General features: G+C 64.0%; 28 protein-coding genes and 1 pseudogene. 7 read left to right on the plus strand and 22 right to left on the minus strand.

Going from position 1 to position 25869, the window contains the following annotated elements; genetic code table 11:
- Positions 1 to 2: 2 nt before the first annotated feature.
- Both MMB74_RS04590 and nagA read right to left on the minus strand, forming a co-directional pair.
- A complete protein-coding gene (locus MMB74_RS04590) occupies positions 3 to 1010 on the minus strand; it encodes an SIS domain-containing protein (RefSeq protein WP_277427723.1) in 1008 nt (335 codons plus the stop codon).
- Positions 1003 to 2106, minus strand: coding sequence for an N-acetylglucosamine-6-phosphate deacetylase (gene nagA, locus MMB74_RS04595; protein ID WP_277427414.1), 1104 nt, complete (start codon positions 2104 to 2106; stop codon positions 1003 to 1005). Before nagA ends, MMB74_RS04590 begins: the two co-directional genes overlap by 8 nt.
- A 426-nt stretch (positions 2107 to 2532) precedes the next feature.
- On the opposite strand from nagA, the gene MMB74_RS04600 reads away from it, so the two are divergent.
- On the plus strand, positions 2533 to 3459 hold the full coding sequence (locus tag MMB74_RS04600; RefSeq protein ID WP_277427415.1) for a helix-turn-helix domain-containing GNAT family N-acetyltransferase: 927 nt from the start codon (positions 2533 to 2535) through the stop codon (positions 3457 to 3459).
- Positions 3460 to 3534: 75 nt separating this feature from the next.
- On the opposite strand, the gene MMB74_RS04605 is transcribed toward MMB74_RS04600, so the two are convergent.
- From MMB74_RS04605 to MMB74_RS04630, 6 genes are all read right to left on the minus strand, one after another.
- Positions 3535 to 4347, minus strand: coding sequence for a MetQ/NlpA family lipoprotein (locus MMB74_RS04605; RefSeq protein WP_277427416.1), 813 nt, complete (start codon positions 4345 to 4347; stop codon positions 3535 to 3537).
- A gap of 159 nt (positions 4348 to 4506) precedes the next feature.
- Positions 4507 to 5121: an SCO family protein gene (locus MMB74_RS04610; protein WP_277427417.1), complete on the minus strand. Its 615-nt coding sequence runs from the start codon at positions 5119 to 5121 to the stop codon at positions 4507 to 4509.
- A gap of 7 nt (positions 5122 to 5128) precedes the next feature.
- A complete protein-coding gene (gene cyoE, locus MMB74_RS04615) occupies positions 5129 to 6034 on the minus strand; it encodes a heme o synthase (RefSeq protein WP_277427418.1) in 906 nt (301 codons plus the stop codon).
- A gap of 4 nt (positions 6035 to 6038) precedes the next feature.
- Positions 6039 to 7148 carry a COX15/CtaA family protein gene (locus MMB74_RS04620; RefSeq protein ID WP_277427419.1) on the minus strand — a complete coding sequence of 370 codons (1110 nt, stop codon included), beginning with the start codon at positions 7146 to 7148 and terminating at the stop codon, positions 6039 to 6041.
- A gap of 36 nt (positions 7149 to 7184) precedes the next feature.
- Positions 7185 to 7823 (minus strand): cytochrome C oxidase subunit I, encoded by a 639-nt coding sequence (locus MMB74_RS04625; protein ID WP_277427724.1) that lies wholly within the window; start codon positions 7821 to 7823, stop codon positions 7185 to 7187.
- A gap of 33 nt (positions 7824 to 7856) precedes the next feature.
- Positions 7857 to 8561: an SURF1 family protein gene (locus MMB74_RS04630; protein WP_277427420.1), complete on the minus strand. Its 705-nt coding sequence runs from the start codon at positions 8559 to 8561 to the stop codon at positions 7857 to 7859.
- Positions 8562 to 8720: 159 nt separating this feature from the next.
- Here MMB74_RS04630 and MMB74_RS04635 point away from each other — a divergent pair, with 159 nt between their 5' ends.
- The gene (locus MMB74_RS04635) at positions 8721 to 8930 is read left to right on the plus strand and encodes a twin transmembrane helix small protein (RefSeq protein WP_277427421.1); all 210 of its coding nucleotides are present in this window, start codon (positions 8721 to 8723) and stop codon (positions 8928 to 8930) included.
- A gap of 268 nt (positions 8931 to 9198) precedes the next feature.
- Here MMB74_RS04635 and MMB74_RS04640 read toward each other — a convergent pair whose 3' ends face one another.
- From MMB74_RS04640 to MMB74_RS04675, 8 genes and pseudogenes are all read right to left on the minus strand, one after another.
- Positions 9199 to 10056: a cytochrome c oxidase subunit 3 gene (locus tag MMB74_RS04640; protein WP_277427422.1), complete on the minus strand. Its 858-nt coding sequence runs from the start codon at positions 10054 to 10056 to the stop codon at positions 9199 to 9201.
- 123 nt (positions 10057 to 10179) lie between these two features.
- The gene (locus MMB74_RS04645; protein ID WP_277427423.1) at positions 10180 to 10374 is read right to left on the minus strand and encodes a DUF2970 domain-containing protein; all 195 of its coding nucleotides are present in this window, start codon (positions 10372 to 10374) and stop codon (positions 10180 to 10182) included.
- Positions 10375 to 10402: 28 nt separating this feature from the next.
- Positions 10403 to 10795: pseudogene (locus MMB74_RS04650) on the minus strand (cytochrome c oxidase assembly protein); the annotation flags it as partial.
- Positions 10796 to 10905: 110 nt separating this feature from the next.
- The gene (locus tag MMB74_RS04655; RefSeq protein WP_277427424.1) at positions 10906 to 11037 is read right to left on the minus strand and encodes a cytochrome oxidase small assembly protein; all 132 of its coding nucleotides are present in this window, start codon (positions 11035 to 11037) and stop codon (positions 10906 to 10908) included.
- Between the two features lie 129 nt (positions 11038 to 11166).
- Positions 11167 to 12774: a cytochrome c oxidase subunit I gene (ctaD, locus tag MMB74_RS04660; RefSeq protein WP_277427425.1), complete on the minus strand. Its 1608-nt coding sequence runs from the start codon at positions 12772 to 12774 to the stop codon at positions 11167 to 11169.
- 34 nt (positions 12775 to 12808) lie between these two features.
- Positions 12809 to 14176 (minus strand): cytochrome c oxidase subunit II, encoded by a 1368-nt coding sequence (gene coxB / locus MMB74_RS04665; protein ID WP_277427426.1) that lies wholly within the window; start codon positions 14174 to 14176, stop codon positions 12809 to 12811.
- A gap of 78 nt (positions 14177 to 14254) precedes the next feature.
- The gene (locus tag MMB74_RS04670) at positions 14255 to 14731 is read right to left on the minus strand and encodes a DUF2244 domain-containing protein (RefSeq protein WP_277427427.1); all 477 of its coding nucleotides are present in this window, start codon (positions 14729 to 14731) and stop codon (positions 14255 to 14257) included.
- Between the two features lie 310 nt (positions 14732 to 15041).
- Complete coding sequence (locus MMB74_RS04675) at positions 15042 to 16007, minus strand: methyltransferase domain-containing protein (RefSeq protein WP_277427428.1); 966 nt, start codon at positions 16005 to 16007, stop codon at positions 15042 to 15044.
- Positions 16008 to 16286: 279 nt separating this feature from the next.
- Here MMB74_RS04675 and MMB74_RS04680 point away from each other — a divergent pair, with 279 nt between their 5' ends.
- Together MMB74_RS04680 and trmL are read left to right on the plus strand one after the other, a co-directional pair.
- Positions 16287 to 16949, plus strand: coding sequence for a ComF family protein (locus MMB74_RS04680; protein ID WP_277427725.1), 663 nt, complete (start codon positions 16287 to 16289; stop codon positions 16947 to 16949).
- Between the two features lie 20 nt (positions 16950 to 16969).
- Positions 16970 to 17440 (plus strand): tRNA (uridine(34)/cytosine(34)/5-carboxymethylaminomethyluridine(34)-2'-O)-methyltransferase TrmL, encoded by a 471-nt coding sequence (gene trmL / locus MMB74_RS04685; RefSeq protein ID WP_277427429.1) that lies wholly within the window; start codon positions 16970 to 16972, stop codon positions 17438 to 17440.
- Here trmL and MMB74_RS04690 read toward each other — a convergent pair.
- From MMB74_RS04690 to MMB74_RS04710, 5 genes are all read right to left on the minus strand, one after another.
- A complete protein-coding gene (locus tag MMB74_RS04690; protein WP_277427430.1) occupies positions 17437 to 17967 on the minus strand; it encodes an O-acetyl-ADP-ribose deacetylase in 531 nt (176 codons plus the stop codon). The genes trmL and MMB74_RS04690 overlap by 4 nt on opposite strands.
- Before the next feature lie 137 nt (positions 17968 to 18104).
- Positions 18105 to 19133 (minus strand): NAD(P)H-dependent glycerol-3-phosphate dehydrogenase, encoded by a 1029-nt coding sequence (locus MMB74_RS04695; protein WP_277427431.1) that lies wholly within the window; start codon positions 19131 to 19133, stop codon positions 18105 to 18107.
- Between the two features lie 22 nt (positions 19134 to 19155).
- Entirely contained in the window at positions 19156 to 19632 is a 477-nt protein-coding gene (secB, locus tag MMB74_RS04700; RefSeq protein ID WP_277427432.1) for a protein-export chaperone SecB, read from the minus strand.
- 151 nt (positions 19633 to 19783) lie between these two features.
- Entirely contained in the window at positions 19784 to 20044 is a 261-nt protein-coding gene (grxC, locus tag MMB74_RS04705) for a glutaredoxin 3 (protein ID WP_277427433.1), read from the minus strand.
- Positions 20045 to 20056: 12 nt separating this feature from the next.
- Complete coding sequence (locus MMB74_RS04710; protein ID WP_277427434.1) at positions 20057 to 20467, minus strand: rhodanese-like domain-containing protein; 411 nt, start codon at positions 20465 to 20467, stop codon at positions 20057 to 20059.
- A 137-nt stretch (positions 20468 to 20604) separates the two neighbouring features.
- Here MMB74_RS04710 and gpmA point away from each other — a divergent pair, with 137 nt between their 5' ends.
- From gpmA to MMB74_RS04725, 3 genes are all read left to right on the plus strand, one after another.
- Positions 20605 to 21351, plus strand: a complete 747-nt coding sequence (gene gpmA, locus MMB74_RS04715) for a 2,3-diphosphoglycerate-dependent phosphoglycerate mutase (protein ID WP_277427435.1) — start codon at positions 20605 to 20607, stop codon at positions 21349 to 21351.
- A gap of 181 nt (positions 21352 to 21532) precedes the next feature.
- Positions 21533 to 23086 (plus strand): S41 family peptidase, encoded by a 1554-nt coding sequence (locus MMB74_RS04720; RefSeq protein WP_277427436.1) that lies wholly within the window; start codon positions 21533 to 21535, stop codon positions 23084 to 23086.
- 117 nt (positions 23087 to 23203) lie between these two features.
- A complete protein-coding gene (locus MMB74_RS04725; RefSeq protein ID WP_277427437.1) occupies positions 23204 to 23977 on the plus strand; it encodes a HesA/MoeB/ThiF family protein in 774 nt (257 codons plus the stop codon).
- Here MMB74_RS04725 and ptsP read toward each other — a convergent pair.
- Positions 23954 to 25708, minus strand: a complete 1755-nt coding sequence (gene ptsP, locus MMB74_RS04730) for a phosphoenolpyruvate--protein phosphotransferase (RefSeq protein ID WP_277427438.1) — start codon at positions 25706 to 25708, stop codon at positions 23954 to 23956. The two genes, MMB74_RS04725 and ptsP, sit on opposite strands and share 24 nt — an antisense overlap.
- Positions 25709 to 25869: the final 161 nt, after the last annotated feature.

The following is a 25869-nucleotide window of genomic DNA, read 5'->3' on the forward strand; positions in this document are numbered from 1 at the left end:
GCTCAGTGGGTTTCGGTGATTTTGTTCAAATGGCGCGGTGCGTCGGGATCGCGGCCGCGCGCGGCCGCGAGTTCGGCGGCCATGACGTAGAAGGTTTGGATGACGGCGATCGGATCGAGCGCCGGGTGGCGGCTCGTCGCGAGCCGCAGTTGCGCGTCCTCGACGTCCTCGGGCGCCGCAAGCAACACGCGCGCGCCGCGCGAACGCATGTCGGCGGCGAGCCGGATCAACCCCGCTTGCTCGGGACCGCGCGGCGCGAACACGAGCAACGGGTAGCCTCGATCGATGAGTTCCATCGGGCCGTGGCGCACCTCGGCGCTCGAAAACGCTTCGGCTTGAATGCCCGACGTCTCTTTCAGCTTGAGCGCCGCTTCTTGCGCGACCGCTAGGCCAAGGCCGCGTCCGATCACGATCATGCGCTCGACCTCGCGCAGCGTATCGACCGCGAGCGACCAATCGATCACGGCAGCGTCGCGCAACGTGTCGGGCAACGCCCGCAACGCATCGATCAACACCGGGTCTCGCTGCCAATACGCGACGAGTTGCGCCGAGATCGACAACATGGCGATGTAGCTCTTGGTGGCCGCGACCGAACGCTCGGGACCGGCCAGCAGCGGCAGTTGCCATTCGCAAGCATCGGCGAGCGGCGAGACGGGCGCATTCACGGCGCTCACGGTAAGCGCGCCGGCATCGCGCAGCGCCGTCATCGTGTCGACGAGATCGGGGCTGCGACCCGACTGCGAAAACGCAACAGCCAGTTCGCCGGCCACGCGCAGCGGCGCCGCTTGCAGCGTCGCGATCGACATGGGCAGCGACGCCACGGGCAAGCCGATGCGGCTCATGGCAAGGCTGGCGAAGTAGCTCGCGGCGTGGTCGGAGCTGCCGCGCGCAACGGTGAGCGCGACGTGGCATGGTTTGGCCGCCAACACCGAGGCGAGCGCCTCGACCCGTGCGCTGTCGGCGCACTGGCTTTGCACGACGGCGCTCGCAGCGAGCGCCTCTTTAAGCATATTCGACAATCTGCTCCCCTTCGACGAAAGTCGCCGCCAAGGTCAGGTCGCGCTCGAACACGACGACGTCGGCCCACGCACCGCGTGCGAGCCGGCCTCGATCTTCGATACCGAGGTAGTCGGCGGCGTAGCGCGACATGCGGTTGGAAACATCGGCGAGCGGTAGGCCCAGCGATACGAGATTGCGCAGCGCGGTATCCATCGTCAGCGTGCTGCCTGCGAGCGTGCCGTCCGCTAGCCGAACGCCGCCGAGGCACTTCGTCACGTGCTGGCTGCCCAGGCGATATTCGCCGTCGGGCATGCCGGTCGCCGACGTGCTGTCCGTCACGACGTACAGGCGCGGGATGGCCCGCAGCGCCGCGCGAATCGCGCCGGGATGCACGTGCAGCAAGTCCGGGATGATCTCCGCGAATTCGGCGTGCGCGAACGCCGCGCCGACCAATCCCGGATTGCGATGGTGCATCGGCGACATGGCATTGAACAAATGCGTGAAACCGCAAGCGCCGTGCTTGAGCGCTGCCACCGCGTCGTCATAGGTGGCGAGCGAGTGACCGAGCTGCACGCGAACGCCGCGAGCCACCATCTCCGAAATGATTTCCATGTGCCCCGCGATCTCGGGGGCGAGCGTGACGACGCGGATGGGCGCGACCGACAAGTACTTCAGCACTTCGTCGAGCACGGCGCTAACGGCAGCGTCGGGCTGCGCGCCCAGCTTGCCGGGGTTGATGTAGGGGCCTTCCAGATGCACACCGAGCACGCGCGCACCGCCGGGCGTACGCGTGCGGGTCACCTCGCCCAAGCCGGCGACCACCGCGAGAAGTTCGTCGCGCGGCGCGGTCATCGTCGTCGCAAGCAGGCTCGTCGTGCCGTGGCGGGCATGCGTGCGCACGATCGTTTCGATCGCGGCCCCCGCTTCCATCACGTCGGCGCCGCCGCCGCCGTGAACATGCAGGTCGATGAAGCCCGGCAGGATGTAGGGATCGGCGTTGGTCGCGGGGTCGTCCGCCGCTCCCTCGAGCGAGGTGATCCTTCCGTTCTCATGGTGGAGCGTGCCGCGTATCCAACCGTCCGGCGTCAGGATGTTTCCGTTCAACATGGGATTGCTATCTCAAAAAAACTGGAGCGGGCGCACGGTGCGCGCCTTCGTTGCTGCGTGTCGCGTGCGAGCCCACCTCGGGGCGTCCTCGGACGTGGGTAGGGGCGATCAAATTGGAGCCCATTATATAACCAGAATAGTACCAGTCAATGAAGGCTACGAGCGCACACGAAAACCCGAGAAATCCTTTCTGGATAAGGCTTTCGGCGTATCGTGGCCGATTTTTCCAGCCGTATGGGCGCATCGGGACTTACCCGGAGCGCATGCCCGGCGTACCCGCCAGTGGGCGGTAAAAGGCTGTTATTGCAGACGAAAGTACCTGTTTAGTACCAGCTGGGATGTCGAGCAAAGCTTGTTTGTTGACCGCGATCCCATATAGTTCTGACTAATTTAGACGATACGGTGACGAACCGGAGAAAGCCTGCATTGACAGACCCTATCTTGATGCGCCGCGCCGAGGCGGTGCGCCATTTCAATCGCTTTTACACGCAGCACATCGGCGTGCTGCACGAATTTCTGCAAAAAAGCCCCTTCTCGCTGACCGAAGTGCGGGTGCTACGCGAGCTCGCGCTGGGCACCGTCTCGACCGCCACGGAGCTGGCGCGCACGCTCGGTCTCGACAGCGGCTATCTGAGCCGCGTATTGACGAGCTTCGAGCGCCGCCAATTGATCTCGCGCCGGCAATCGGAAGCGGACGCGCGGCAATCGCTGCTCGCCATGACGCCGGTGGGACGCGCCGCCTATGCGCCGCTCGAAGTCGCCGCGCTGGACGAAGTGCGCGGCGTGCTCAGTGCGTTGTCGGCGGCGGGACAGGAACAATTGCTCGAAGCAATGCGCGTCATCGAGCGGTTGCTCGATCGCACGTCGTCGCGAAGCCCGGTGCTGCTGCGTGCGCCCAAGGCCGGCGATTACGGCTGGCTCGTACACCGTCAGGCGTTGCTGTTCGAAGCCGAATATGGCGCGGACCCGCGCTTCGAAGCCGTTGCATCGCAGGAAATCGCGCAATTCGTGCAGCAGGGCGATCCCGAGCGCGCGATGTGTTGGATCGCGGAGCAACGGCAGAGCATCGTCGGGGGGGCGTTCGTCGCGGCGCTGTCGGGGCGCACGGCAGGCATGCGGTTGCTATATGTGGAGCCCGAGTCGCGGGGCCTGGGGATCGATACGTTGCTCGTCACGCAAAGCATTGGCTTTGCCCAGCGCGCCGGATACGAGAAACTGGTTCTCACGACCTGCGGGGCGCTCGACGACGGCCGTGAGGTGTTCGAGCGTGCCGGCTTTGGCTGTGTCGGGACGGAGCCGGAGCGGCGCTTTGGGCGCAACCTGCTTACCCAAACGTGGGAACGTACGCTCTGAGTCCACGCATCGCTTACCGCTATGCCGGCAGGTCGCGTAGTCGCGCAGCGCGCCGTCGGGTCCGTCCCGCGTCGATTAGAACGACGGCACCATGGCGCCTTTGAACTGCGTGTCGATGAAGTCGCGCACCTGTTGCGAGTGGTAGGCGGCCACGAGCTTTTTCACCCAAGGCTTGTCTTTGTCCTGCGCACGCACCGCAATCAAATTCGCGTACGGGCTATGCACGTCCTCCCGCGCAATCGCGTCCTTGGTGGGCTGCAGACCCGCGGCCAACGCATAGTTCGTGTTGATCACGGCCGCATCCACGTCGCCCAGCGAGCGCGGCAGTTGCGCAGCATCGAGTTCGAGCAACTTGAGTTTTTTCGGATTGCCGGCTATATCGAGCGTGGTCGCGTTGTTGCCGTTCGTGCCGGCGCCCGGCTTCAGCCTGATGAGTCCCTGAGCCTGCAACAACAGCAATGCGCGGTTTTCGTTCGAAGGGTCATTGGGCAAAGCGACCTTCGCGCCCGGCTGAAGATCCTTCACGGCGTTGAGCTTCTTCGAGTAGATGCCGATCGGCGAGATGTAGGTGAGCCCGGCGGTGACGATCTTGTAGCCGCGCTGTTTGACTTGGCTATCGAGATAGGGCTGATGCTGAAAGGCGTTCGCATCGAGGTCGCCCGCATCGAGCGCGGCATTCGGCTGCACGTAGTCGTTGAAGGTGACGATCTTGATGTCGAGGCCTTCGCTCTTGGCGACTTTCTGAACGACAGCCCATGTCTGTTCATCGGGACCTGCAATCGTTCCAACCTTGACGACTTGATTCTCGGCGTGAGCGGTAGAAGCGAAAATGAATGCGGAGGTAGCGGCGACCGACGAGAGGAACTTCAGAAGCGTTTTGCGTTGCATGGAGACTCGCTTTCTTTATTGGAGAGGGAGGAAAACCATGCGATGGTGTCATAGCACCGACGTGAAGGGAAATACGCGGAACTCATATGGATATGCCGCACGTCGGAGCGCGGCATATGTAATCGGTTAGGACACCGAACTAATGGGAGAGAGCGAGGCTCAGTCGAGCAGCAGCTTCAGATCGTGAACCCAAGGCTGCGCACCTTGCCCATCGCGAACGAACAGGCGCAGCTTGCCGGAAGGATCGAAGACGTAGCTCGCCGCGGTGTGGTTCATCGTGTAGCTGTCAGGCGTCTTGCCGGGCACCTTCGCGTAGTAGACGCGAAAGTCCTTTGCAACTTTCGCGAGTTGCGCGTCGCTTGGCCGCAGGCCCACGAAGGAGGGGTTGAACGCCTTCACATACTGCGACAGCACCGGCGAGGTGTCGCGCTCGGGATCGACCGTGACGAAAAGAACCTGTACGCGCTTCGCATCGTCCGGCCCAAGCTGTTGCAGCGCTTGGGTGAGTTCGGCCATCGTGGTCGGACAGACGTCGGGACAGTGCGTGTAGCCGAAGAACAGCACGACAGCCTTGTTCTTGTAATCGGCGAGCGAACGCAGTTTACCGCTCGTATCAGGCAGCGAGAAATCGGAGCCGAACTGCGTATTGCCGGTCAGATCGAGATTCTGAAACGCAGGCTGGCTTTTGCCGCAGCCCGCGACGACGAGCGCCGCACCAACGAGGCACGCGGCAATGAACATGCGAGCGATACGCGCAAGTGGAAAGTGGCTCATGAGGAACTCACGCGCCGATCAAGGCGCGCGCGTAATGATCGACCAGCAGCGCCGCGAACAGCAGCGACAAATAGACGATCGAATAGCGGAAAGTCTTGCGCGCCAGGGCGTCCGAATACTCACGGTAGATCTTCCAAGCGTAGGCGAGGAAGATCGCGCCGAGCAGCACGGCGGATACGAGATAGACGATCCCGCTCATGCCGGAGACGAAAGGCATCAGCGTGACAGCGAAGAGAATCACCGTGTACAGAAAGATGTGCAAGCGTGTGTACTGTTCGCCGTGCGTGTTCGGCAGCATCGGCAAGCCCGCGTTCTCGTAGTCCTTGCGCCGATAAAGCGCGAGCGCCCAAAAGTGCGGCGGCGTCCATACGAAGATGATGAGCACGAGGATCCACGCATCGCCCGGCACCGCGCCCGTGACCGCGGCCCAGCCGAGCGCAGGCGGCATGGCGCCCGAGGCGCCGCCGATGACGATGTTCTGCGGCGTGGCCGGCTTGAGCAAGAGCGTGTAGACGACGGCATAGCCGACGAACGTCGCGAACGTGAGCCACATCGTCAAAGGATTCGTGAACGTATAGAGCGTCCACATCCCCACCCCGCCGAGGGCGGCGGAAAACAGCAGAATTTGCGTTGTCGTGATCTCGCCGCGCGCCGAGGGACGCCAGGCGGTACGGCGCATCATCGCGTCGATCTTCTGTTCGACGAGGCAATTGATCGCGAAGGCGGCGCCCGCGGTCAACCAAATGCCGATCGTGCCCCCGACCAACGCTTTCCACGGCACCATGCCAGGGGTCGACAAAAACATGCCGATGACCGCGCAAAACACGGCGAGCTGCGTCACACGCGGCTTGGTGAGCGCAAGGTATTGAGAAATTCGGGAGCCGGGGTGGCGAGCTAGTGTCGTGCTTTCCATGGGATCACGCGGGAGCGGCCTCGCGAGGTGGAACGGCGGCGCGGCCAAGTCGGCTGGAAGCGGTTCGAAAGTTTAGCACAACGACGAGCAGCAGTAGGACCGCGGCCCCGCCGTTGTGCGCCACGGCGATCGGCAACGGCCATTGCAGCACGATGTTCGACAGGCCCGTCGCAAACTGCAGCGCCAGCACGATCAACACGCCCGTCGCCGGCCGGCGCAGCGATTCGAAGCGGCGCATCTTCCAGGCGAGCGCGGCCAGATAGACGAGCACGACGAACGCGAAGGTGCGATGCGTCCAATGAATCGCGACGAGGGCATCTTGCGTAATGACTTCGCCGTCGCCCGTCATGCCGAGCGCACGCCACAGGTGAAACCCTTGCGCGAAATTCATGGACGGCACCCATTGCCCGTTGCAGGTTGGAAAGTCGGTACAGGCGAGCACAGCATAATTCGTGCTCACCCAGCCGCCGAGCGCCAGTTGAACCACGAGCAGGGCGAGCCCCGCGAGCGCGGCGGCGCGATAGCGCGCGATTTGCGGCTCGTAGGCGGGCATCGGCGTCAAGCGGGCGGCAAACCACGCCAGCGCTCCGAGCAGCGTCAAACCTAGCAGCAGATGAGTGGTGACGATCACGGGTTGCAATTTCATCGTCACGGTCCATGCGCCGAATATCCCTTGGACGACGATCAGTAGCAGCAGCGACGTGGGCCACCACGGCGACACCGTCAGCGCCTTGCGCTTGATGCGCGCCACCCAGGCGCTTGCGGTCTGGGCGATGATGAGCACGCCGATCGCCATCGCGAAATAGCGATGGATCATCTCGATCCAGGCCTTCATGAGGCTGACCGGCCCGCTCGGCATGGCCGCATGCGCGGCTGCAATCTGCGCGTGCGCCAGGAACGGCGAGGCCGTGCCGTAGCAACCGGGCCAGTCCGGGCAACCCAGGCCCGAATCGGTCAAGCGCGTGAACCCGCCGAACATGATCAGATCGAGCGTGAGAAAAGTCGTGACCCACACGAGCTTGCGAAACTTGTCGTCGCTCGCCTTGATCCAGACATAGCTCAGCGGAAGCAACGCGATGCATAGCCCAGTCGCGGCGAGTTGCAGCAAAAACATCGGGATGACCTCCAACCAATCGGCGCGCCCGGGGCGTCAGCCGATACTCGACGAACTCAAGAGCTTGCTGATGTCGCGCTTGATCTTGCTCGGATCCGGGTGAGCCGGAAAGCGCATCATCAAATTGCCGTTGGGATCGACGAGATAAATGTGATCGGTATCGCGCGTGCCCGCCTCGGTCGGCAGCCAAGCCGCCAACGCCGCGGGATCCGCGATCAGCTTGCGCGTGTCCGGATAGGCTTGCTCGATGGCGGGCGGCACGGCATCGGCGTCCGTGCGCAGCCAAACCGTGACGATGCGTTCGCGTTCGCCGGCCTGCGTCGCGCGAATCTGGCGCATGAAATAGAGCTTGGTCGCGCACGCTTGATCGCACGCGCTGCGATCGACGCTGATCATAAGCCAGCGCCCGCGCAGCGATGCGAGGGCCATCGGCTTGTTCGCTTCGTCTTTGACGATGAGCGCCTCGGAGATCGGGCGCTGAGGATCGATCAGTGTGCCGTAATTGGTGGCGCCGCCCTTCGGCTTGAGCACGTAGTACGTGAAATACGAAGCAATCACGGGGGCCGCGCAGACGAGCGCAATGAGCAGCACCATCCATCGGCCACGAGTCCACGAGCCGCGCTCTGCCGTAGCGCCGCGCGCGCGCGCCGTGCTGGCAGGGCCACTCTCCTTCATGAGTTCAGATGACTTCGACAACGTAATGTCCTCTCAAGATTCTTTCTTCGCGGCGCGCCTGGCGGCGTACAAGCCGAATCCCAGCGCCGCGGCCGCCATGCCCCACCATTGCAGCATGTACCCGTAATTGCGCTCGACGCCCATCGCGGGTGCGGGCCAGTCGCGAACGAGCCCGTCGCCGTCATCGCTCGTTTGGTCGATGACGAACGGCTGCAAAGCGAGCCCCGTCTCCGCCGCGAATGCGGCGACGTCCAGGTTCTGCCGAATTTGCTGATGCGCGGCCGAACCGCCCTCTCCCAGCTCGAAGGCCTGCGATGCGTTAGCGCGCGCAATGCCTTCGATCGTGACCTCGCTCGATGGCGTCCGATACGGCGCCATCGCCGTGCGCACGTCGGCGTTGCGCGGCAGCCAGCCGCGATTGACGAGCACGTAACCGCCGCCCGCCAGCTGCAGCGGCATCACGACGTAAAAGCCTGGCCGGTCTTGGTAAGGCCGGTTGTCGAGATAGACGACGCGCTCCGGCAGGAAGCGCCCGACCGCTCTGACGCGATGATAAACAATCGACGCGACCGCAATGGGCTCGGCGCCGACCGGCTGCGCGGGAGCATGCTCGTAGCGCTCGATCTGCGCCTGCAGCGCCTCCTTCTGATGCGCGCGGTCACGCTGCCAAAAACCGAGCCGGATCGTCACGGCCATGACGAGCGCAATGAGCAGGGCGGGGACTAGGCGGATCTTCATACTCGTACCGGGCACACGGCGCATGCCGCATTGAGAAGGCCGTGCGCCCGCAGCAAGCGCACGAGTTGCGCCTCGCCCTCGCACGGCGCGCGATTGCCGCGCGCGAGTGCGATAATTGCATCGGTTGTTTTATGTCGATTTCGGATATCGGTTGGTTCCATGCACATTCTCGTAGCTGTCGCTTTCGCCCTCATCGTCGCCAGTATGGTGTCGGCGCTCTATTTCATGATGCACGACCGCGGCAAGACCAAGCGAATGGTCTGGTCGCTCGCCACCCGCGTCGGGCTCTCCATTTCGCTGTTCCTCTTCCTCTGGCTCGCACATTGGCTCGGCTGGATTCAGTACAGCCAGGTGCCGCTCGGCCGCTAAGCGGGGCGATCGCACACTGAGCGACCGCGTCCGAACGCGCCAGCGTGCGCTAGGACGTGGCACCATGCGGCCCGCTCGCCGCACCTTCCGCCGCCAATCGCTGCGACATCTTGCCGCAGCCTTCCTGCCAGAAACACAAACGCCGCCTCGATCGACTCGAAGGCGGCGCGCGCCGGTCAAGGCCCCAGGATTTGATCGCGACACATCGCCCGTGGGCGATGCACCTCTAGCGCGTCCCGCGTACGGCGGGACGAACCTCGCACCTTTGTTACAGCCAATAGACGACGACGTACAGGCCGAGCCAAACGACGTCGACGAAGTGCCAATACCACGCGGCGCCTTCGAATGCGAAGTGGTGATCGGCGGTGAAGTGGCCCCGGATCAAGCGCACGAGCACGACCGTGAGCATCGTGCCGCCGAGGAACACGTGAAAGCCGTGAAAGCCCGTCAGCAGGAAGAAGGTCGAACCGTACACACCCGAGGACAAGGTCAGATTCAACTCGTTGTACGCGTGGACGTATTCGAACGCTTGCAAGAACAGGAAGCACACACCCAGTGCGACCGTTGCGGCAAGCCAGGCGATGGCCTTGGTCCGATGGTTGTCGCGCAGCGCATGATGCGACACGGTGAGCGTCGCGCCCGAGCTCAGCAGCAACGCCGTGTTGATCGTCGGCACGGGCCACGGCACCATCGCCTTGAAGTGGCCGGCAAGAGCGGCCGGTCCCTCGTTGGGCCAAACGGCCGTGAAGTCGGGCCAAATGAGCTTGTAGTCGAGGCTGCCCAGCTCATGCAGTGCGATCATCCGCGCGTAGAACAACGCCCCGAAAAACGCGCCGAAGAACATGACTTCGGAGAAGATGAACCAGCTCATGCTCCAGCGGTACGAAGTGTCGACGCGCTTGCCGTACATGCCGCTTTCCGACTCGGAAATCGCGTCGCCGAACCAGTGCCACAGCACGAAGAGCAGCCACAGCAAGCCCGCGAACATCGTGTACGGAGCCCAAGGCGTATCGTTGATCCAAAGCGCCAACGACCCGAGCATGACCAAGACGCCGATCGACGCCGTGACCGGGTGTCGAGACGGGTTCGGCACGAAGTAATACGGGCTCTCGTTTTGACCGCTCATTGTTGATTCTCCACTTCAGTCCAGTTATGCAGTATCCGGCGGCGCGTCGACGCCCCGTAGGAAGTCCCCTTGGGGGTACCGCGCCGCTTCGCTTTTTTAAATTGCCTCGCCCGGCCCACCCGATCAACTCACGACCGCATGCACGATCGCGATCAGCACGGCGATGAAGACGGCCGCCGCGATCAGCCCCGCTGCAATCAGATGCAACGGGTTCAGTTGCATGTCGGCCTCGTGATCGGTCCGGCGCCGCACGCCGAAAAACGACCACAGCACCGCTTTCATCGTCCTGGCGAAGCTACTCTTTCCGCCTGCGGTCATTGCCGTCTCCATGACATCCTCACTTGCATCAAGCACCGCGCGCGAGCGCGACTGCCTTCAACGCCACCCTCGCCTGCGTGGCCCCGCTTTGCGCCGTCTTGCCCGCCGGTACGTCGAGCTCGAAAAACGTGTCCGACAGCGTGATCGTCCTCACGTCGCGCGGCAGCTTCGGATGGACGTAAAACACAACAGGCATCTCGCGCGACGCATGCGCCGGGAGCGTCTGCTGCGTAAAGCAAAAGCGGTCGACCTTCTTGAAGTACCCGGCCGCCAGTTGCGGCGCGTGGCTCGGAATGGTCTGCGCACTCACCGCGCGGTTCTGCTCGTTCGTCACGTGATACTTCACTACCGTCACTTGGCCGGGGTGAACGTCGAGACCGTTGCTCTCCGGCGTGAACCGGAGCGGGCCGCGCGCGTTCGCATGGCGATCAGCTTCACGAGCATCGATCGGTTGAACGATCTGAACGACCGATCCGACTCGAGCGGCGTACGCGTCGACATTCTCTTCCTCACTACACGTGCAACCGCGGCTCAGTGAGACAGCCACTGATTCAGAACGGCGCCCAAAAAGAAGACGGCGACGACGACGAGCAAAATCAAGCCGAGCCGCAGGTTGCCCGCACGCACTTGCGCCGGCGTACGTCTTTTTTGTGGGTGGTTCATCGTCTATTTCGTTACCGAGCCGAACGCGGCGGACCGCGCCCGGCTCTGCTTTCCAGACCACCGCTAGGGCAGCCGGCGCCTGCTTGCTTCTAGGCAGGCGCCGGCCGGCCAGCGGCGGCGCACATCGATTCACTCGACCGTGGGCGGATTCTCGAACGTATGGAACGGAGCCGGGCTCGGCACCGTCCACTCGAGCCCCGTTGCGCCGTCCCACGGCTTGTCGGCCGCTTTCTCGAGTTCGCCGCCGCCGCGATAAGCCGGCAGCACGACGGCGAACAGGAAGTAGACCTGCGCCAAACCGAAACCGAACGCGCCGATCGACACGACCTGGTTCCAGTCCGTGAACTGCGCCGGGTAATCGGCATAGCGACGCGGCATGCCGGCAAGCCCGACGAAATGCATCGGGAAGAAGGCCAGGTTGAAGAAGATCATCGACGCCCAGAAGTGGATCTTGCCGCGCGTCTCGTTGTACATCCAGCCCGTCCACTTCGGCGCCCAGTAGTACCAGCCCGCGAACAGCGCGAACAGCGATCCGGCCACGAGCACGTAGTGGAAGTGCGCCACCACGAAATACGTGCCGTGGTATTGGATGTCGAGCGGCGCCATCGCCAGCATCAGGCCCGTGAACCCGCCCATCGTGAACACGAACAGGAAGCCGATTGCGAACAGCATAGGCGTTTCGAACGACAGCGAGCCGCGCCACATCGTCGCCAGCCAGTTGAACACCTTCACGCCCGTGGGCACCGCGATCAGCATCGTCGAGTACATGAAGAACAACTGACCCGTGACCGGCATGCCCGTCACGAACATGTGGTGCGCCCACACCATGAACGAGAGAATCGCGATCGACGCCGTGGCGTAGACCATCGAGCTATAGCCGAACAGCGGCTTGCGCGAAAACGCCGGGATCACCTGCGACACGATCCCGAACGCCGGCAAGATCATGATGTAAACCTCGGGGTGCCCGAAGAACCAGAAAATGTGCTGGTACATCACCGGATCGCCGCCGCCGGCGGCGTTGAAGAACGACGTGCCGAAGTGCCGGTCGAACAGCACCATCGTGATCGCGCCCGCGAGCACCGGCATCACCGCGATCAGCAGATACGCCGTGATGAGCCAAGTCCACACGAACATCGGCATCTTCATGAGCGTCATGCCGGGCGCGCGCATGTTCAGGATCGTCACGATGATATTGATCGAGCCCATGATCGACGACGCACCCATGATATGGACCGCGAAAATCGCGAAGTCCATGCCGGGGCCCATCTGCGTCGAGAGCGGCGCGTAAAGCGTCCAGCCCGCGGCCGTCGCGCCGCCCGGCGCGAAGAACGAGCCGACGAGCAAGCTCGCCGCCACCGGCAACAGCCAGAAGCTGAAGTTGTTCATGCGCGCGAACGCCATATCGGCCGCGCCGATCTGCAACGGAATCATCCAGTTCGCGAAGCCGACGAAGGCCGGCATGATCGCGCCGAACACCATGATGAGGCCGTGCATCGTGGTGAGCTGATTGAAGAACTCGGGACGCATGATCTGCAGGCCCGGTTCGAACAGCTCCGCTCGGATCATCAGCGCCGCGACGCCGCCCGAGAGAAACATCGTGAACGAGAACAGCAGGTACATCGTTCCGATGTCCTTGTGATTGGTGGCGAACAGCCACCGGCGCCAGCCATGCGGCGCGGCGTGCGCATGGTCGTCATGGCCATGGCCCGCGGCTACATCGTGTCCGATGCTAGACATGAGAATCTCCTAATGCAAATAGTGCGGCGACACGTCAAGCCGCCGGGGCGGTGCGCACGGCGACCGCTTCCGGCTGATTCGTACCCACGCGGTTGGCCAGCGTGGCGCGGGCAGCGCCAAGTGAAGCCGTCGGGCCGCTCGCTGCGGCACCGCTTGCCGCAGCCGCGCCGCTCGCAGCCGCCGGGGCGGCCGCGCCCGAGAGGTGATCGCCGCCTTCAGGCATCTTGCCGTTGCGAGCGTCGGCAACTTGCTTGGGTTGCAAGATGTCGCCCGTGTGATTGCCCCACGAATTGCGCTCGAACGTGATGACCGAAGCGATCTCGACGTCGTTCAGGGTTTTGCCCCAGGTCGGCATCGCATTCTTGCCGTTCAGCACGATGCTCACGTGATTGGCGATCGGGCCGTTGACGATTTTGCTGCCGTCGAGCGCCGGGAACGCGCCCGCGCCCTTGCCCGTCGGCTGGTGGCACACCGCGCAGTTCGCCTTGTAGACTTGGCCGCCCCGCTGCATCAGTTCGGCCAGCGAATACGTCTTGTTCGGATCGTCGTTCGCGTTCGCCATCTTCTTCTTTTGGTCGTCGACCCACTTGGCGTAGTCGTCGTCGGACAGCACCGTCACGACCACCGGCATGAACGCATGCTCCTTGCCGCACAGCTCCGTGCAGAAGCCGCGGAAGGTGCCGGTCTTCTCGGCTTTGAACCAGGTGTCGCGCACGAAGCCCGGAATCGCGTCTTGCTTGACGCCGAATGCCGGCACGTACCACGAGTGAACGACGTCGTTCGCCGTCGTGATGATGCGGATCTTCTTGCCGACCGGGACGACGAGCGGATTGTCGACTTCCTGCAGGTACGTATCGGTGATCGGGGCCTGGCCATTCACCTCGGTGCGCGGCGTGGTGAGCGTGGAGAAGAAGTTGATGCCTTCGCCCGGACCCTTGACGTAGTCATAGGCCCACTTCCACTGGTAGCCCGTGACTTTGACCGTGAGATCGGCGTTGCTCGTGTCCTTCATCGCGACGACCGTTTTGGTGGCCGGCAGCGCCATGAGCACGACGATGACGAACGGCACGATCGTCCAAATGATTTCGACGGTGGTGCTTTCGTGGAAATTGGCAGCCTTGTGCCCCTTCGACTTGCGATGCTTGAAGATCGAATAGAACATCACGCCGAAGACGCCGACGAAGATCACCGTGCACAGCAGCAACATCATCATGTGCAGGTGATACAGCTCTTCGGCGATTTTCGTCACGGGCGGCTGGAAATTGATTTCGTTGACGGCGGGGCCGCCCGGACTATCGCCGACTGCCAAGGCAGCATGCGCGCTGAGCAGCCCGCACGACGCCAGCACGCCCATCAGGGCTCGCTTGATTGTTTTCATAGCTTCCTTACCCAAAATTTCCATTCAAACCCTCGCCCCCGCCGATGGCCGGCCCGATTCGCATCAACCGCATGCATCGACCGCGCAAGCGCCGCCCCCCCTTCAACCGCACGCGCCAAGCGCCGAGCGCAACTCACGCGCGAACGACGCACGCCGGTATTGCGCGAGATGCACGCCGACCACGACCGCTTGCCCGCGCGATACGACCTTGACCGGATCGCGCGGCGACGCACCGTGCTCGACCCGCACCCAACGCGGATTGAATTCGAATTGCGTCAACCGCTGCGCGCTCATCTGCTCGATCACGAGCCGGTTCGGGTAGAGCCGGATACGCTCGTAATCGATCGTATGGCGCGCATGAATCACGAACGCGACACCGACCACCAGCAATTCGATGCCCGTGAACGGCACCACCGGCCACGCGCCGCGCAAGACGAGCGACGCCGCAATGGCCGAAGAAAACAAGGCCAAAGACGCATAGAACAAAACGAACTGCCGTGGCGAAACCGAGCAATTGCGCTTCATCAGCCAATCTCGAACGACGGGCTCCGCCTCCGTCTGCAGGGTTGCTGCCGCCATCGCCGCCTCCTGCGCATGCCATTGAGCACACCGCGCTTTTCGGGGCCTGCCGCCCCGTGATGTGGGGATCTCCGGGCGACAAACTGACGCATTATAGGCGGGTTCAATGGCATCCACAAGCAAACGACTATCGGCTCAAAAGCCAGGTGCGACAAGCGTTTGCGCGCTTTCAGGCGGGCTTTTGCGCGTTGCCTCGCTCACTGATTTCGACCATAACCGATCAGAGCTTTACGATCCGCGACAAAGCGTCGCAGCTGCGAATTTCGCGATACGACGGTGCGATCGCACCTGCCCGCCCCGCCCCACGGCTCTAGCCGGGGCGCCGGCGTCCGATGTCTTCGACCCGAACGATGGCATGCCCATCGGCCGTCGTGCGCGGAACCGCTTTCCACGCGTGGCCGTATATCACCTCGAACGTCAACGCGATCGTCCCGTCCGCGCGCCGCCTCGCTTCCAGCGCCTTGCGCAGTGCGGCATGGATGCGCCGCGGGTGAGCGGGCTGCGTCGCGGCACGGGCGCGGCGATGCGGGTAGGCGCCCCAGCGGCGCACGTCGGCCAAGAGCGACTCGGGGGAGGTGTAGGTGATCGTCAACGTCTCCTGATCCATCACGGGAATCTCGAAGCCGCTTTCGACAAGCATGTCGCCCAGATCATGCATATCGACGAAATCGATGACGCGCGGCGCCGCGGACAGGCCATGCGCCGCCTCGACTTCGGCATAGGCCGCGCGGAGCTCGCGCAGCGTATCGGGGCCGAGCGTGCTGAACATCAATAGACCGTTGGGCTGGAGCACGCGCTGCCATTCGGGCAGGACGCTGTCGGGTTGCGAATGCCAATGCAGCGCCAGATTCGACCAAATGAAATCGAAGGCGCCATCCGCAAACGGCAGCGCCGCGAAATCGGCCTGCGCGAGGCGCGGCCCGCGCCCGCCCAGCGAGCGTTGCAGCGCGGGCGGAAGCAACCGCCGCCATCCCGGCTGGCCGGCCGCTTGCGGCAACGCGCGGACCAGCATCGCGAGGGATAGATCGACGCCGACGAGCGGCGTTTCGGGAAAGCGCTCGCGCAAGAGCGGGAGATCGTCGCCCACGCCGCAACCGGCATCGAGCATGCTAGCGGGGCTGACCTTGATGTATTCGAGGCGCTCGCGCATGCGCTGCGAAATCTCGCGCGGCAGAAAAGCCACTTCGCCGAAAGTTGCGGCGCGGCGGTCGAATATTCGCCGTACAAGTCGGGAATCGTAGGCCGGACGGCCGGACTTTGCGGCAGTAGGAGACATGACGGTCGAACGAGCGAAGAGCCCGAAGTATACTCGCTCGCTTCAATCCGTCCAGCGAGGAAGGCATTCATGGCGCATGCACTGGGGCCCTTGCCGCATCTTCGCGAGCCGAACGCGAGCCGCGGCGGCGCCCACGGCCAATCCGAACGCCGTTGGCATCGCGCAACCGCGCGGCTAGCAACGCTTGCACCGTTCACGCGGTTCGCCCCGCTCGTTCGGCGCTTTGCTCGCATCGCCCTGCCGCGTCAATGCCTGCTTTGCGGTTTGGTTTGCGACCCAATGCCGCAAGGCCCGATCTGTTCGGCTTGCGACGCCGCGTATTGGAACGAGCCGCGGCTTCGTTGCACGAAATGCGCACTGCCGCTGCCCGCGTTGCGCGCGACGAGAGCGTCGCCGGCGCGGTTCGTCTGCGCCGGATGCACGCGTGTGCCGCCCACGCTCGATGCCACGCTGGCGTTGGCCGACTACCGTCCGCCGCTCGAGCGTCTCGCGCTCGGGCTCAAGTTCCATTCGCGCTTGGCCGTTGCGCGCGAGTTCGGCAGGCGGCTCGCGCAGCTCGCGCACGATCACCCGGCCTGCACGCCGCGGCCGGACGTCATCGTGCCGATGCCGCTCGCGCACGGGCGGCTCATCGCGCGCGGCTTCAACCAGGCGTGGGAAATTGCGCGCCCGCTTGCACGCGCGCTCGGCGTGGCGGCCGAACCCACGCTCCTTCAGCGTATCGCCGATACGGTTCAGCAATCGAGGCTCGATCGCGGGGCGCGCCGCCGCAACGTTGCGGCCGCCTTTCGCGTGAGGCAGCCCGTGCGAGGCCTGCACGTGGGCCTGGTCGACGACGTCATGACCTCCGGTGCGACACTGGACGCAGCGGCGCGCGAGCTGAAGGCCGCCGGCGCCCGGCGCGTGACCTGTTTCGTCGCGCTGCGCACCCCACGAGATTAATTTTTCGCCGCCCTCACACCATGTTCAACGTCGTTTTAGTCGAACCCGAAATTCCGCCGAACACCGGCAACGTGATCCGGCTGTGCGCCAACACCGGCGCGCGGCTCCATTTGATCGAACCGCTCGGCTTCCCGCTCGACGATGCGAAGATGCGGCGCGCAGGCCTCGATTATCACGAGTATGCACAAATGCGCGTGCATGAAAGCTGGGACGCGCTGCTCGCGAGCGAAGCGCCCGACACCACGCGGATGTTCGCCTTCACGACGCGCGGCTCGGGACGTTTTCACGACGTGAGCTTCAGACCGGGCGACTGGTTTGTCTTCGGCGCCGAGACCCGCGGCTTGCCGGCCGGCCTGCTCGAGCGCTTTCCCGCCGCGCAGCGGGTGCGACTGCCGATGCGCCCAGACAATCGGAGCATGAATCTATCGAACACGGTGGCGATCGTCGTGTTCGAGGCTTGGCGCCAAGCGGGATTCGAAGGCGGCGCCTAACGGCGCGCGAGTTCGGCCTCGTACAAACGCAGCATCGGCTCGTCGAAACAAGCGAAGACGACCCACGTCATGCGCGGGGAAGCAGGCAACGCATCGGCGACGCTATCGATCGCGATGCGCACCGCTTGCTCGGCGGGAAAACGGTACACCCCGCAACTGATAGCGGGAAAAGCGATGCTTGCGCAGTCGACCTCGCGGGCCAGTTCGAGGGAGCGCCGGTAACACGATGCGAGTGACTCGGCTTCCGCGTGAGCGCCGCCGCGCCAGACAGGACCGACCGCGTGTATGACGAATTTCGCGGGAAGGCGGTAGCCTCGCGTGCGTTTCGCGTCCCCGGTCGCACAACCGCCTAGCGTTGCGCATTCGCGCAGCAAGTCGGGGCCAGCCGCCCGGTGAATCGCGCCGTCCACCCCGCCCCCGCCCAGCAGAGAAGTGTTGGCCGCGTTGACGACGGCATCCACGGCAAGCGTCGTGATGTCGGCCTCGCACGCCTCCAATCGGCATGCGCCAAGCATAAGCGAAGACATGGCTGGCTCCTTTTCGCGCACGCCGGCGTGTGCCGCGGGATGCGCCCAATACAGCGCCACCAAAGGCTCGTGGCCGCGATCGATGTGCAGCGACGATCGCAATTCGACCCACATCGACCCGCGCCGCGCATCCGGTATCAGCCCGCCGGAGGCTTCGCCCCCGGCGATTCGGCCCGCGCATCGCGGCGCAGCAGCACGTCGACAGCCGCGCGCGGCGCTACGCCATCGAACAGCACTGAACATACCGCCTCGGTAATCGGCACATCCACGCCATGCGAGCGCGCTATGGCAAGCACCGCTCGCGCGCACCGAACGCCTTCGGCCACATGGCCGAGGGCCGCAAGGATGTCGTCGAGCGTGCGGCCCTGCGCGAGTTGCCATCCCACCGTCCGGTTGCGCGACAAGTCGCCCGTGGCGGTGAGAATGAGATCGCCGAGCCCGGTCAGGCCCGTGAACGTTTCGGCTCTACCGCCGAGGGCCGCGCCGAGCCGGGACATTTCGGCAAGCCCGCGCGTGATCAACGCCGCCCGCGCATTCATGCCGAGCGAAAGACCGTCGGCGATACCGGTGGCGATCGCCAGCACGTTCTTCACCGCACCGCCCACTTCGACGCCGATCAGATCGTCGCCGGTATAGATGCGCATCGCGCCATGATGAAACGCCGCGAGCGTGCGCTCTCGGCAAGCGGCCGAGGCACTCGCGACGGTCAGTGCAACGGGCAAGCCCGAAGCGACTTCGCGTGCGAAGCTCGGGCCGGACAGCGCGCCGTTGCTCGGGTGCCCCGCCAGTTCCTGCGCGACCACCTGATGCGGAAGCAACTGCGTATCGGCTTCGAAGCCTTTGCAAACCCAGACGAAATGCGCCGGCACACACTGCGCTTCGTCTCGCATCGCGCGGCACAGCGCACGCAGCCCGGCGACGGGCGTCGCAACGACCACGAGCGAGGCATCGTCGGCCGCATGCGCGAGCGCCGCTCGCAAGCTCGCCTCATAGCGAAGCGCAGCAGGCAATGCAACGCCCGGTAGGTAGTGGGTGTTCTCGTGCTTGGCGGCGAGCTCGGCGACGAGCGCCGCATCGCGCGCCCACAGCACCGTGTCGTGCCGCATGGCCAGATGCGCCGCGAGCGCGGTCCCCCACGCTCCGGCCCCGAGTACTGCGACCTTCATGGCCGGCGCCGCCGTCGTAAGCTCAATGCTGCGTGGCGTTGGCCGCCGCGCCGCCTTGCTGGTCCTCGCTCAACTGGGCGAGACGCTGCTCGTAGAGCGCTTGGAAGTTGATCTCGGCCAAGTGGATGGGCGGGAAGCCCGCGCGCGTGATCGCATCGGCGATGTTCGAGCGCAAGTACGGGAAGATGATCGTGGGGCAAGCGATGCCGACGAGCGGATCGATCTGCTCGGCAGGGATGTTGCGAATATCGAAAATCCCGGCTTGCTTGGCCTCGATGAGAAACGCAACCTTATCGCTCACCTTGGCCGTGACCGTGCCCGTGACGATGACTTCGAAGACGCTTTCGGCCAGACGCTCGGCCTTGACGTCGACTTCGACCTCGACCGAAGGCATGTCCTGCTCGAGGAAGATCGCCGGCGAATTGGGCTGCTCGAGCGACAAATCCTTCAGGTAGACACGCTGAATGTTGAAGAACGGCTGGTTGTTCTGATCCGACATGGTGACTCCGATAGATGAATGCGCCGCGGCAATATGCAAACGGGCCGCTTGCGTGCGGGGGGGCGCCCGGGCCGAAGCTCGGGCGCATGGCCTTTGGAAAGCGTGAAGTAATCGCGTCGAAAGCGCGCCGTGCGGTTGCCCGCCCGCGCGCTTAGGCCTGGCCGAGCAGCGGCATCAAGCCGCCGGCCCGGTCGAGCGCCGACAAATCGTCATAGCCGCCGACGTGGGTATCGCCGATGAACACTTGGGGCACGGTGCGCCGCCCCGTGCGCGTCATCATCTCCTCGCGGCGGGCCGGGTCCTTGTCGATCAAGATCTTTTCGACGTGTTGGACGCCGCGCGACTTCAACAGCCGCTCAGCCATCTGGCAATACGGGCACACCTGCGTGCTGTACATAACGACCGAATTCACTCTCGCACTCCTTTACTTGACGACCGGCATGCCGGCCTGCTGCCACGCGGTCAAACCGCCTTGCAGCACGTGGACCTCGGTATAGCCCGCCGCCTTGACGATGTGCGACGCTTTATTCGACTGCAGCCCCGTCTGGCAAACGAGCAAAACCGGCGTAGCCTTATTCTTCGCGATTTGGCCGATCTTTGCTTGCAGCTCGTCGAGCGCGAGGTGACGCGCTGCCGGCAGGTGGCCGGCGGCATAATCGGCCGCCGTGCGCAAATCGACGACGACGGCATTGCGACGATTGATGAGCTGGGTCGCTTCGGCGGCCGACAAGCCGCCGCGGCCGCGTCCCGTAACGAGCGGCCAAAGCAGCAGAGCGCCGGAGACGACGAGCGCCGCGAGTAAGACGAGGTTGGTGTAATCGGTAAAAAACGTCACGGGTATCCGCCAAAAGTGCGCCAAAAGTGAGCAGGCAATCCGGCCATTATAAAATAACCGTCTGACGCGATGGCGCTCGGCTTTTCGGCCGAGCCGCCGGTGCGCGATGCGCTTCCTCACTACCGACCGACAACCTCATGTACAAGCTCGTTCTCATCCGCCACGGCGAATCGACGTGGAACAAGGAAAACCGCTTCACCGGCTGGGTCGACGTCGACCTGACCGAGCAAGGCAACCACGAGGCCCAGCAAGCGGGCCAGTTGCTCAAGGAAGCCGGCTACACGTTCGATATCGCCTACACCTCGGTGCTCAAGCGCGCCATCCGCACGCTCTGGCACGTGCAGGACCAGATGGACCTCATGTACATCCCCGTGGTCCATTCGTGGCGCTTGAACGAGCGCCACTACGGTGCGCTCGCCGGACTGAACAAAGCCGAAACCGCAGCCAAGTACGGCGACGATCAAGTGCTGATCTGGCGCCGCAGCTACGACACGCCGCCGCCCGCGCTCGAGCCGACCGACCCGCGCGCTTCGTATGACGATCCGCGCTACGCGAAGGTGCCGCGCGCCGAATTGCCGCTCACCGAGTGTCTGAAGGACACGGTCGCGCGCGTGCTGCCGATCTGGAACGAATCCATTGCCCCGGCCCTCAAGGGCGGCAAGCAAGTGCTGATCGCGGCGCACGGCAATTCGCTGCGCGCGCTGATCAAATACTTGGATGGGGTTTCCGACAGCGACATCGTCGGGCTGAACATTCCCAACGGCGTGCCGCTCGTGTACGAGCTGGACGAAAACTTGAAGCCTATCCAGCACTACTATCTGGGCGATGAAGAGGCGATCGCCAAGGCGCAAGCGGCCGTCGCCAAGCAAGGCAAAGCCGGCTGACCCGCGCCGGTTCGCGCGCGCGGCGGCCGCCCCGGCGCGTCGCGCGCGAACCGGACGGCCCGTCGACGGTCCAATCTAGACCTATCGCGGCTGCGCCACCGCGCGCTCCCGCCGACCAGTTATACTTGACCGTCCCTCGCCTTCGGCGTTCACACCCTGTTTCCCGACCGCACCAGACTCTATGCGCACGAAACTCAAGAACATCGGCTTGATCGCCGCTGGCCTCGCCACCGGCGTCTTTGCGACGCTGCAATTTTCTGCCGCAGCGCAGCAGCAAGTCAGCACGCCGCTGCCGCTCGACCAGTTGCGTCTCTTCGCCGAGGTGTTCGGGCAGATCAAGCACGATTACGTCGTGCCTGTCGACGACAAAAAACTGCTGACCGAGGCGATCAAGGGCATGGTCTCCAGCCTCGATCCGCACTCGTCCTATCTCGATAAGACCGATTACCAGGAACTGCAAGAGCAGACGAAGGGGCGATTTGCCGGTTTGGGCATCGAGATCTCGCAGGAGGACGGTCTCATCAAAGTGATTTCGCCGATCGAAGACACGCCCGCGTTCCGTGCGGGCCTGCGCCCCGGCGATCTCATCACGCGCATCAACGATAAGCCGGTGCGCGGCATGACGCTCGACCAAGCCGTCAAGCAAATGCGCGGCGACCCGGGCACCAAGGTGACGCTCACGATCTTCCGCAAGAGCGACGATCGCACGTTCCCCGTCACTGTCACGCGCGCGATCATCCGCGTGCAGAGCGTGAAGACGAAGGTGCTCGCCCCCGGCTACGCCTATGTGCGCATCACGAGCTTCCAGGAGCGCACCGTTCCCGATCTCGCATCCAAGCTCGAAGACATCGCCCGCGAGCAGCCGAACCTGAAGGGTTTCGTGCTCGACTTGCGCAATAACGGCGGCGGCCTGCTGCAAAGCGCCGTCGGCGTCGCGGGGGCGTTCTTGCCGGCTAATTCGGTCGTCGTCTCGACCAACGGCCAAATCGCCGATTCGAAGCAGGTCTACCGCGACACCTACGACAACTACCGTCTGCCCTCCTTCGATTCCGATCCGCTCAAGAATCTGCCTGCCGTCTACAAGAGCGTGCCGATGGTCGTGCTGACCAACGCCTATTCGGCGTCGGCCTCCGAAATCGTCGCGGGCGCGCTACAAGACCAGCACCGCGCGCTGATCATGGGTAAAACCACGTTCGGCAAGGGGTCGGTGCAAACGGTGCGTCCGCTCACGTCCGACACGGCGCTGCGTTTGACGACGGCTTACTACTACACGCCTAGCGGCCGCTCGATTCAAAACAAGGGCATTCGCCCCGACATCGCCGTCGATCAATACGCCGAGGGCGATCCCGACGACGCACTCGTCACGCGCGAGGTCGACTACTCGAACCACCTGGCCAACAAACAAGACCCGAACGAGAAGAAGGAGCAAGAGCAGCGCGAGAAGGATCGTTTGCAGCAGCTTCAGCAACTCGAAGAGGAGAACGACAAGAAGACGCCCGAGCAGCGCGCCAAGGATCGCGAACGCAAACCGATCGAGTTCGGCTCGGCCGACGATTTCATGCTTCAGCAAGCCCTGAACAAGCTTGAAGGCAAGCCGGTGCAGTTGTCGAAGTCGGTGACCGAACGCAAGCTCGCGGAGAACAAGCCGCAGCGCTCGGCCTCGGCGCCGATCGCCGTCAAGCCGGCATCGCCGGCGCCGGCGGCGTCTGCACCGGCAGCGTCGCCAAGCAAGTAACACCGCCGGGCCGTCTTCGCTGCCCCCGCTCGCCCGGCTCAGCCGGGCATCGCGCGGGGCAGCGAGGGCGCAGCTTCACCGGCGCCACCGCATCAGCGCTTTCCGACGCGCGCCGCCATGAACGACGATCAACTTCTTCGCTATTCCCGCCATATCCTCGTCGACGAGATCGGCATCGAGGCGCAGCAACGCTTCCTCGACGCGCACGCGATCGTGATCGGCGCGGGCGGGCTCGGCTCGCCCGCCGCCATGTATCTCGCTGCGGCTGGTGTCGGCCGCTTGACGCTCGTGGACGGCGATGTCGTCGATCTCACGAACCTACAGCGGCAGATTCTGCACGGGACCGCGACGGTCGGTCGCAAAAAGGTGGAGTCGGGCCGCGAAGCGCTTGCACGGCTCAATCCGGAGGTGCGCGTGGAGGCGGTGGACCGGCGCGTGGATGACGCGTGGCTCGATGCGCATGTTCCCGCCGCCACCGTGGTGCTCGATTGCACCGACAATTTCGCGACGCGCCATGCGATCAATCGCGCCTGCGTCAAGCACCGCGTCCCGCTCGTATCGGGCGCGGCATTGCGCTTCGACGGGCAAATCAGCACGTTCGATTTCCGCGACGCCAACTCGCCCTGCTATGCGTGCGTGTTCCCCGAAGATCAGCCTTTCGAGGAAGTCGCATGCTCGACGATGGGCGTTTTCGCGCCCACGGTCGGCATCATCGGCACGATGCAGGCTGCAGAGGCTTTGCGCGTGATCGGCGGCATCGGCCAGCCCTTGACGGGCCGGCTGATGATGCTCGATTCGCTGCGGATGGAATGGACGACGATGAAAATCGCGCGTCAAAGCGACTGCCCCGTATGCGGGAGCGGCGGCTCAAACTTGCGCGAGACAACGTAACGCGGCCTGCACTTCTTCCGGCTCGAAAGCGGCCAGCACATCGGAGGCAGGCTTCTCGAGCGCGGACAGATTCGCTCTCAAGATCTCCTGCTTGACCACCAGCAATTGGCTCGGATGCATCGAGAACTCGGTCAGTCCCATCCCGAGCAGCAGCCGCGTCAGCTGCGGGTCGCCCGCCATCTCCCCGCAAACGGACACCGGCACGCCCGCGCGTTTGGCCTCGCGCAGCGTGAATGCGATCAAATGCAGCACGGCCGGATGCAGCGGGTCGTACAGATGGGCAACGGCGTTGTCCGCCCGATCGATCGCCAGCGTGTATTGGATCAAATCGTTAGTGCCGATCGACAAAAAGTCCACACGTTTCAAGAACAGCGACAACGCTATCGCGGCTGCCGGAATCTCGATCATCGCGCCTACGCGCACACCGGGGTCGTACGGCAGCCCGGCGTCGTCGAGTTGCCGCTTGGCCTCGCGAATCAAATCGAGCGTCTGGTCGATTTCCTGCGCGTGAGCGAGCATCGGCACGAGAATGCGCACCTGCCCGAAGGCGGAGGCGCGCAGAATCGCACGCAACTGCGTGAGGAACATCTGCGGCTCGGATAGGCTCCAGCGAATCGCCCGCAAGCCGAGGGCGGGGTTGGGTGAACTCTCGTAACCCTCGACGCCGATCGAATCGAGCGGCTTATCGGCGCCGACGTCGATCGTCCGGATCGTCACCGGCAAGCCGCCCATGAACTCGACGGCCCGCTTGTACGCTTCGAACTGCTCCTCTTCTTCCGGCAACCTGTCCTTGTGGTTCATGAACAGGAATTCGGTGCGAAACAGCCCCACGCCGACGGCGCCGGCCTCGACGGCCACCCGAGCATCTTCGGGCAACTCGATGTTGGCAAAGAGCGAGATCTTCGTGCCGCACAGCGTTTGCGTAGGCGTGAACTTGAGCCGCTGCAGCTTCTTTTGCTCGAGCAGTTTCTCGCTTTGCCGATACGAATACTCTTCGAGCACGATCGGCGCGGGATCGACGATGACGATGCCACGGTCGCCATCGACGATGATCAGATCATCCTGGCGAATCAACGCGCTGGCATGCTGCACGCCAACCGCCGCGGGAATGCCGAGGCTGCGCGCGACGATCGCCGTATGCGAGGTGCGTCCGCCCAAGTCGGTCACGAACCCTTGGAAAGTCTGCGTCTTGAACTGCAGCATGTCCGCGGGCGAGATGTCATGGGCGACGACGATCATGTCGTCGGCCGACTGCGCGTTGGCGCCATCGATGAGCGCCGCCGCCGACGGCGCGCCCGCGAGCGCCTTCAAGATGCGTTCGACCACTTGCTGCACATCGGCTTTGCGCTCGCGCAGATACTCGTCCTCGATATCGTCGAAATGGCGCGCGAGCCGCTCGAGCTGCTCGGTCAACGCCCATTCGACGTTGTAGCGCCGCGTGCGGATGAGGTCCATCGTCTCTTGCACGAGCATCGCGTCATTCAGAATCATCGAATGAACGTTGATGAATGCACCGACTTCGCTTGGCGCATCGGCAGACAAATCGTCGCTCAACCGATCGAGTTCGTTCTGCACGGCAATCAAAGCGGCGCGAAAGCGCTCGATCTCGCCTTCGATTTGCGGCGGATCCACGAGATAGTGATCGACGTCGAGCGCTGCAGGCGCAATGAGATAGGCGCGCCCGATCGCGATGCCGCGTGACACCGGAATACCATGCAGCGAAAACGACACGCGCACCTCCTCGATTTGTGTGATGCCGCGGCAAATACCGCTAGCCCGAGATTATAGATTCCACAGACCGTTGCTGACTGCGTGCGGCGCAGCATCGCGGGCACTCGCCCGCCGCCAAGGCGCTTCCTAGGAAGGATAAACCGCGCGGTACGAGTCTGGGT

Source organism: Trinickia sp. Y13, from assembly GCF_029522115.1.
GTDB lineage: Bacteria > Pseudomonadota > Gammaproteobacteria > Burkholderiales > Burkholderiaceae > Trinickia.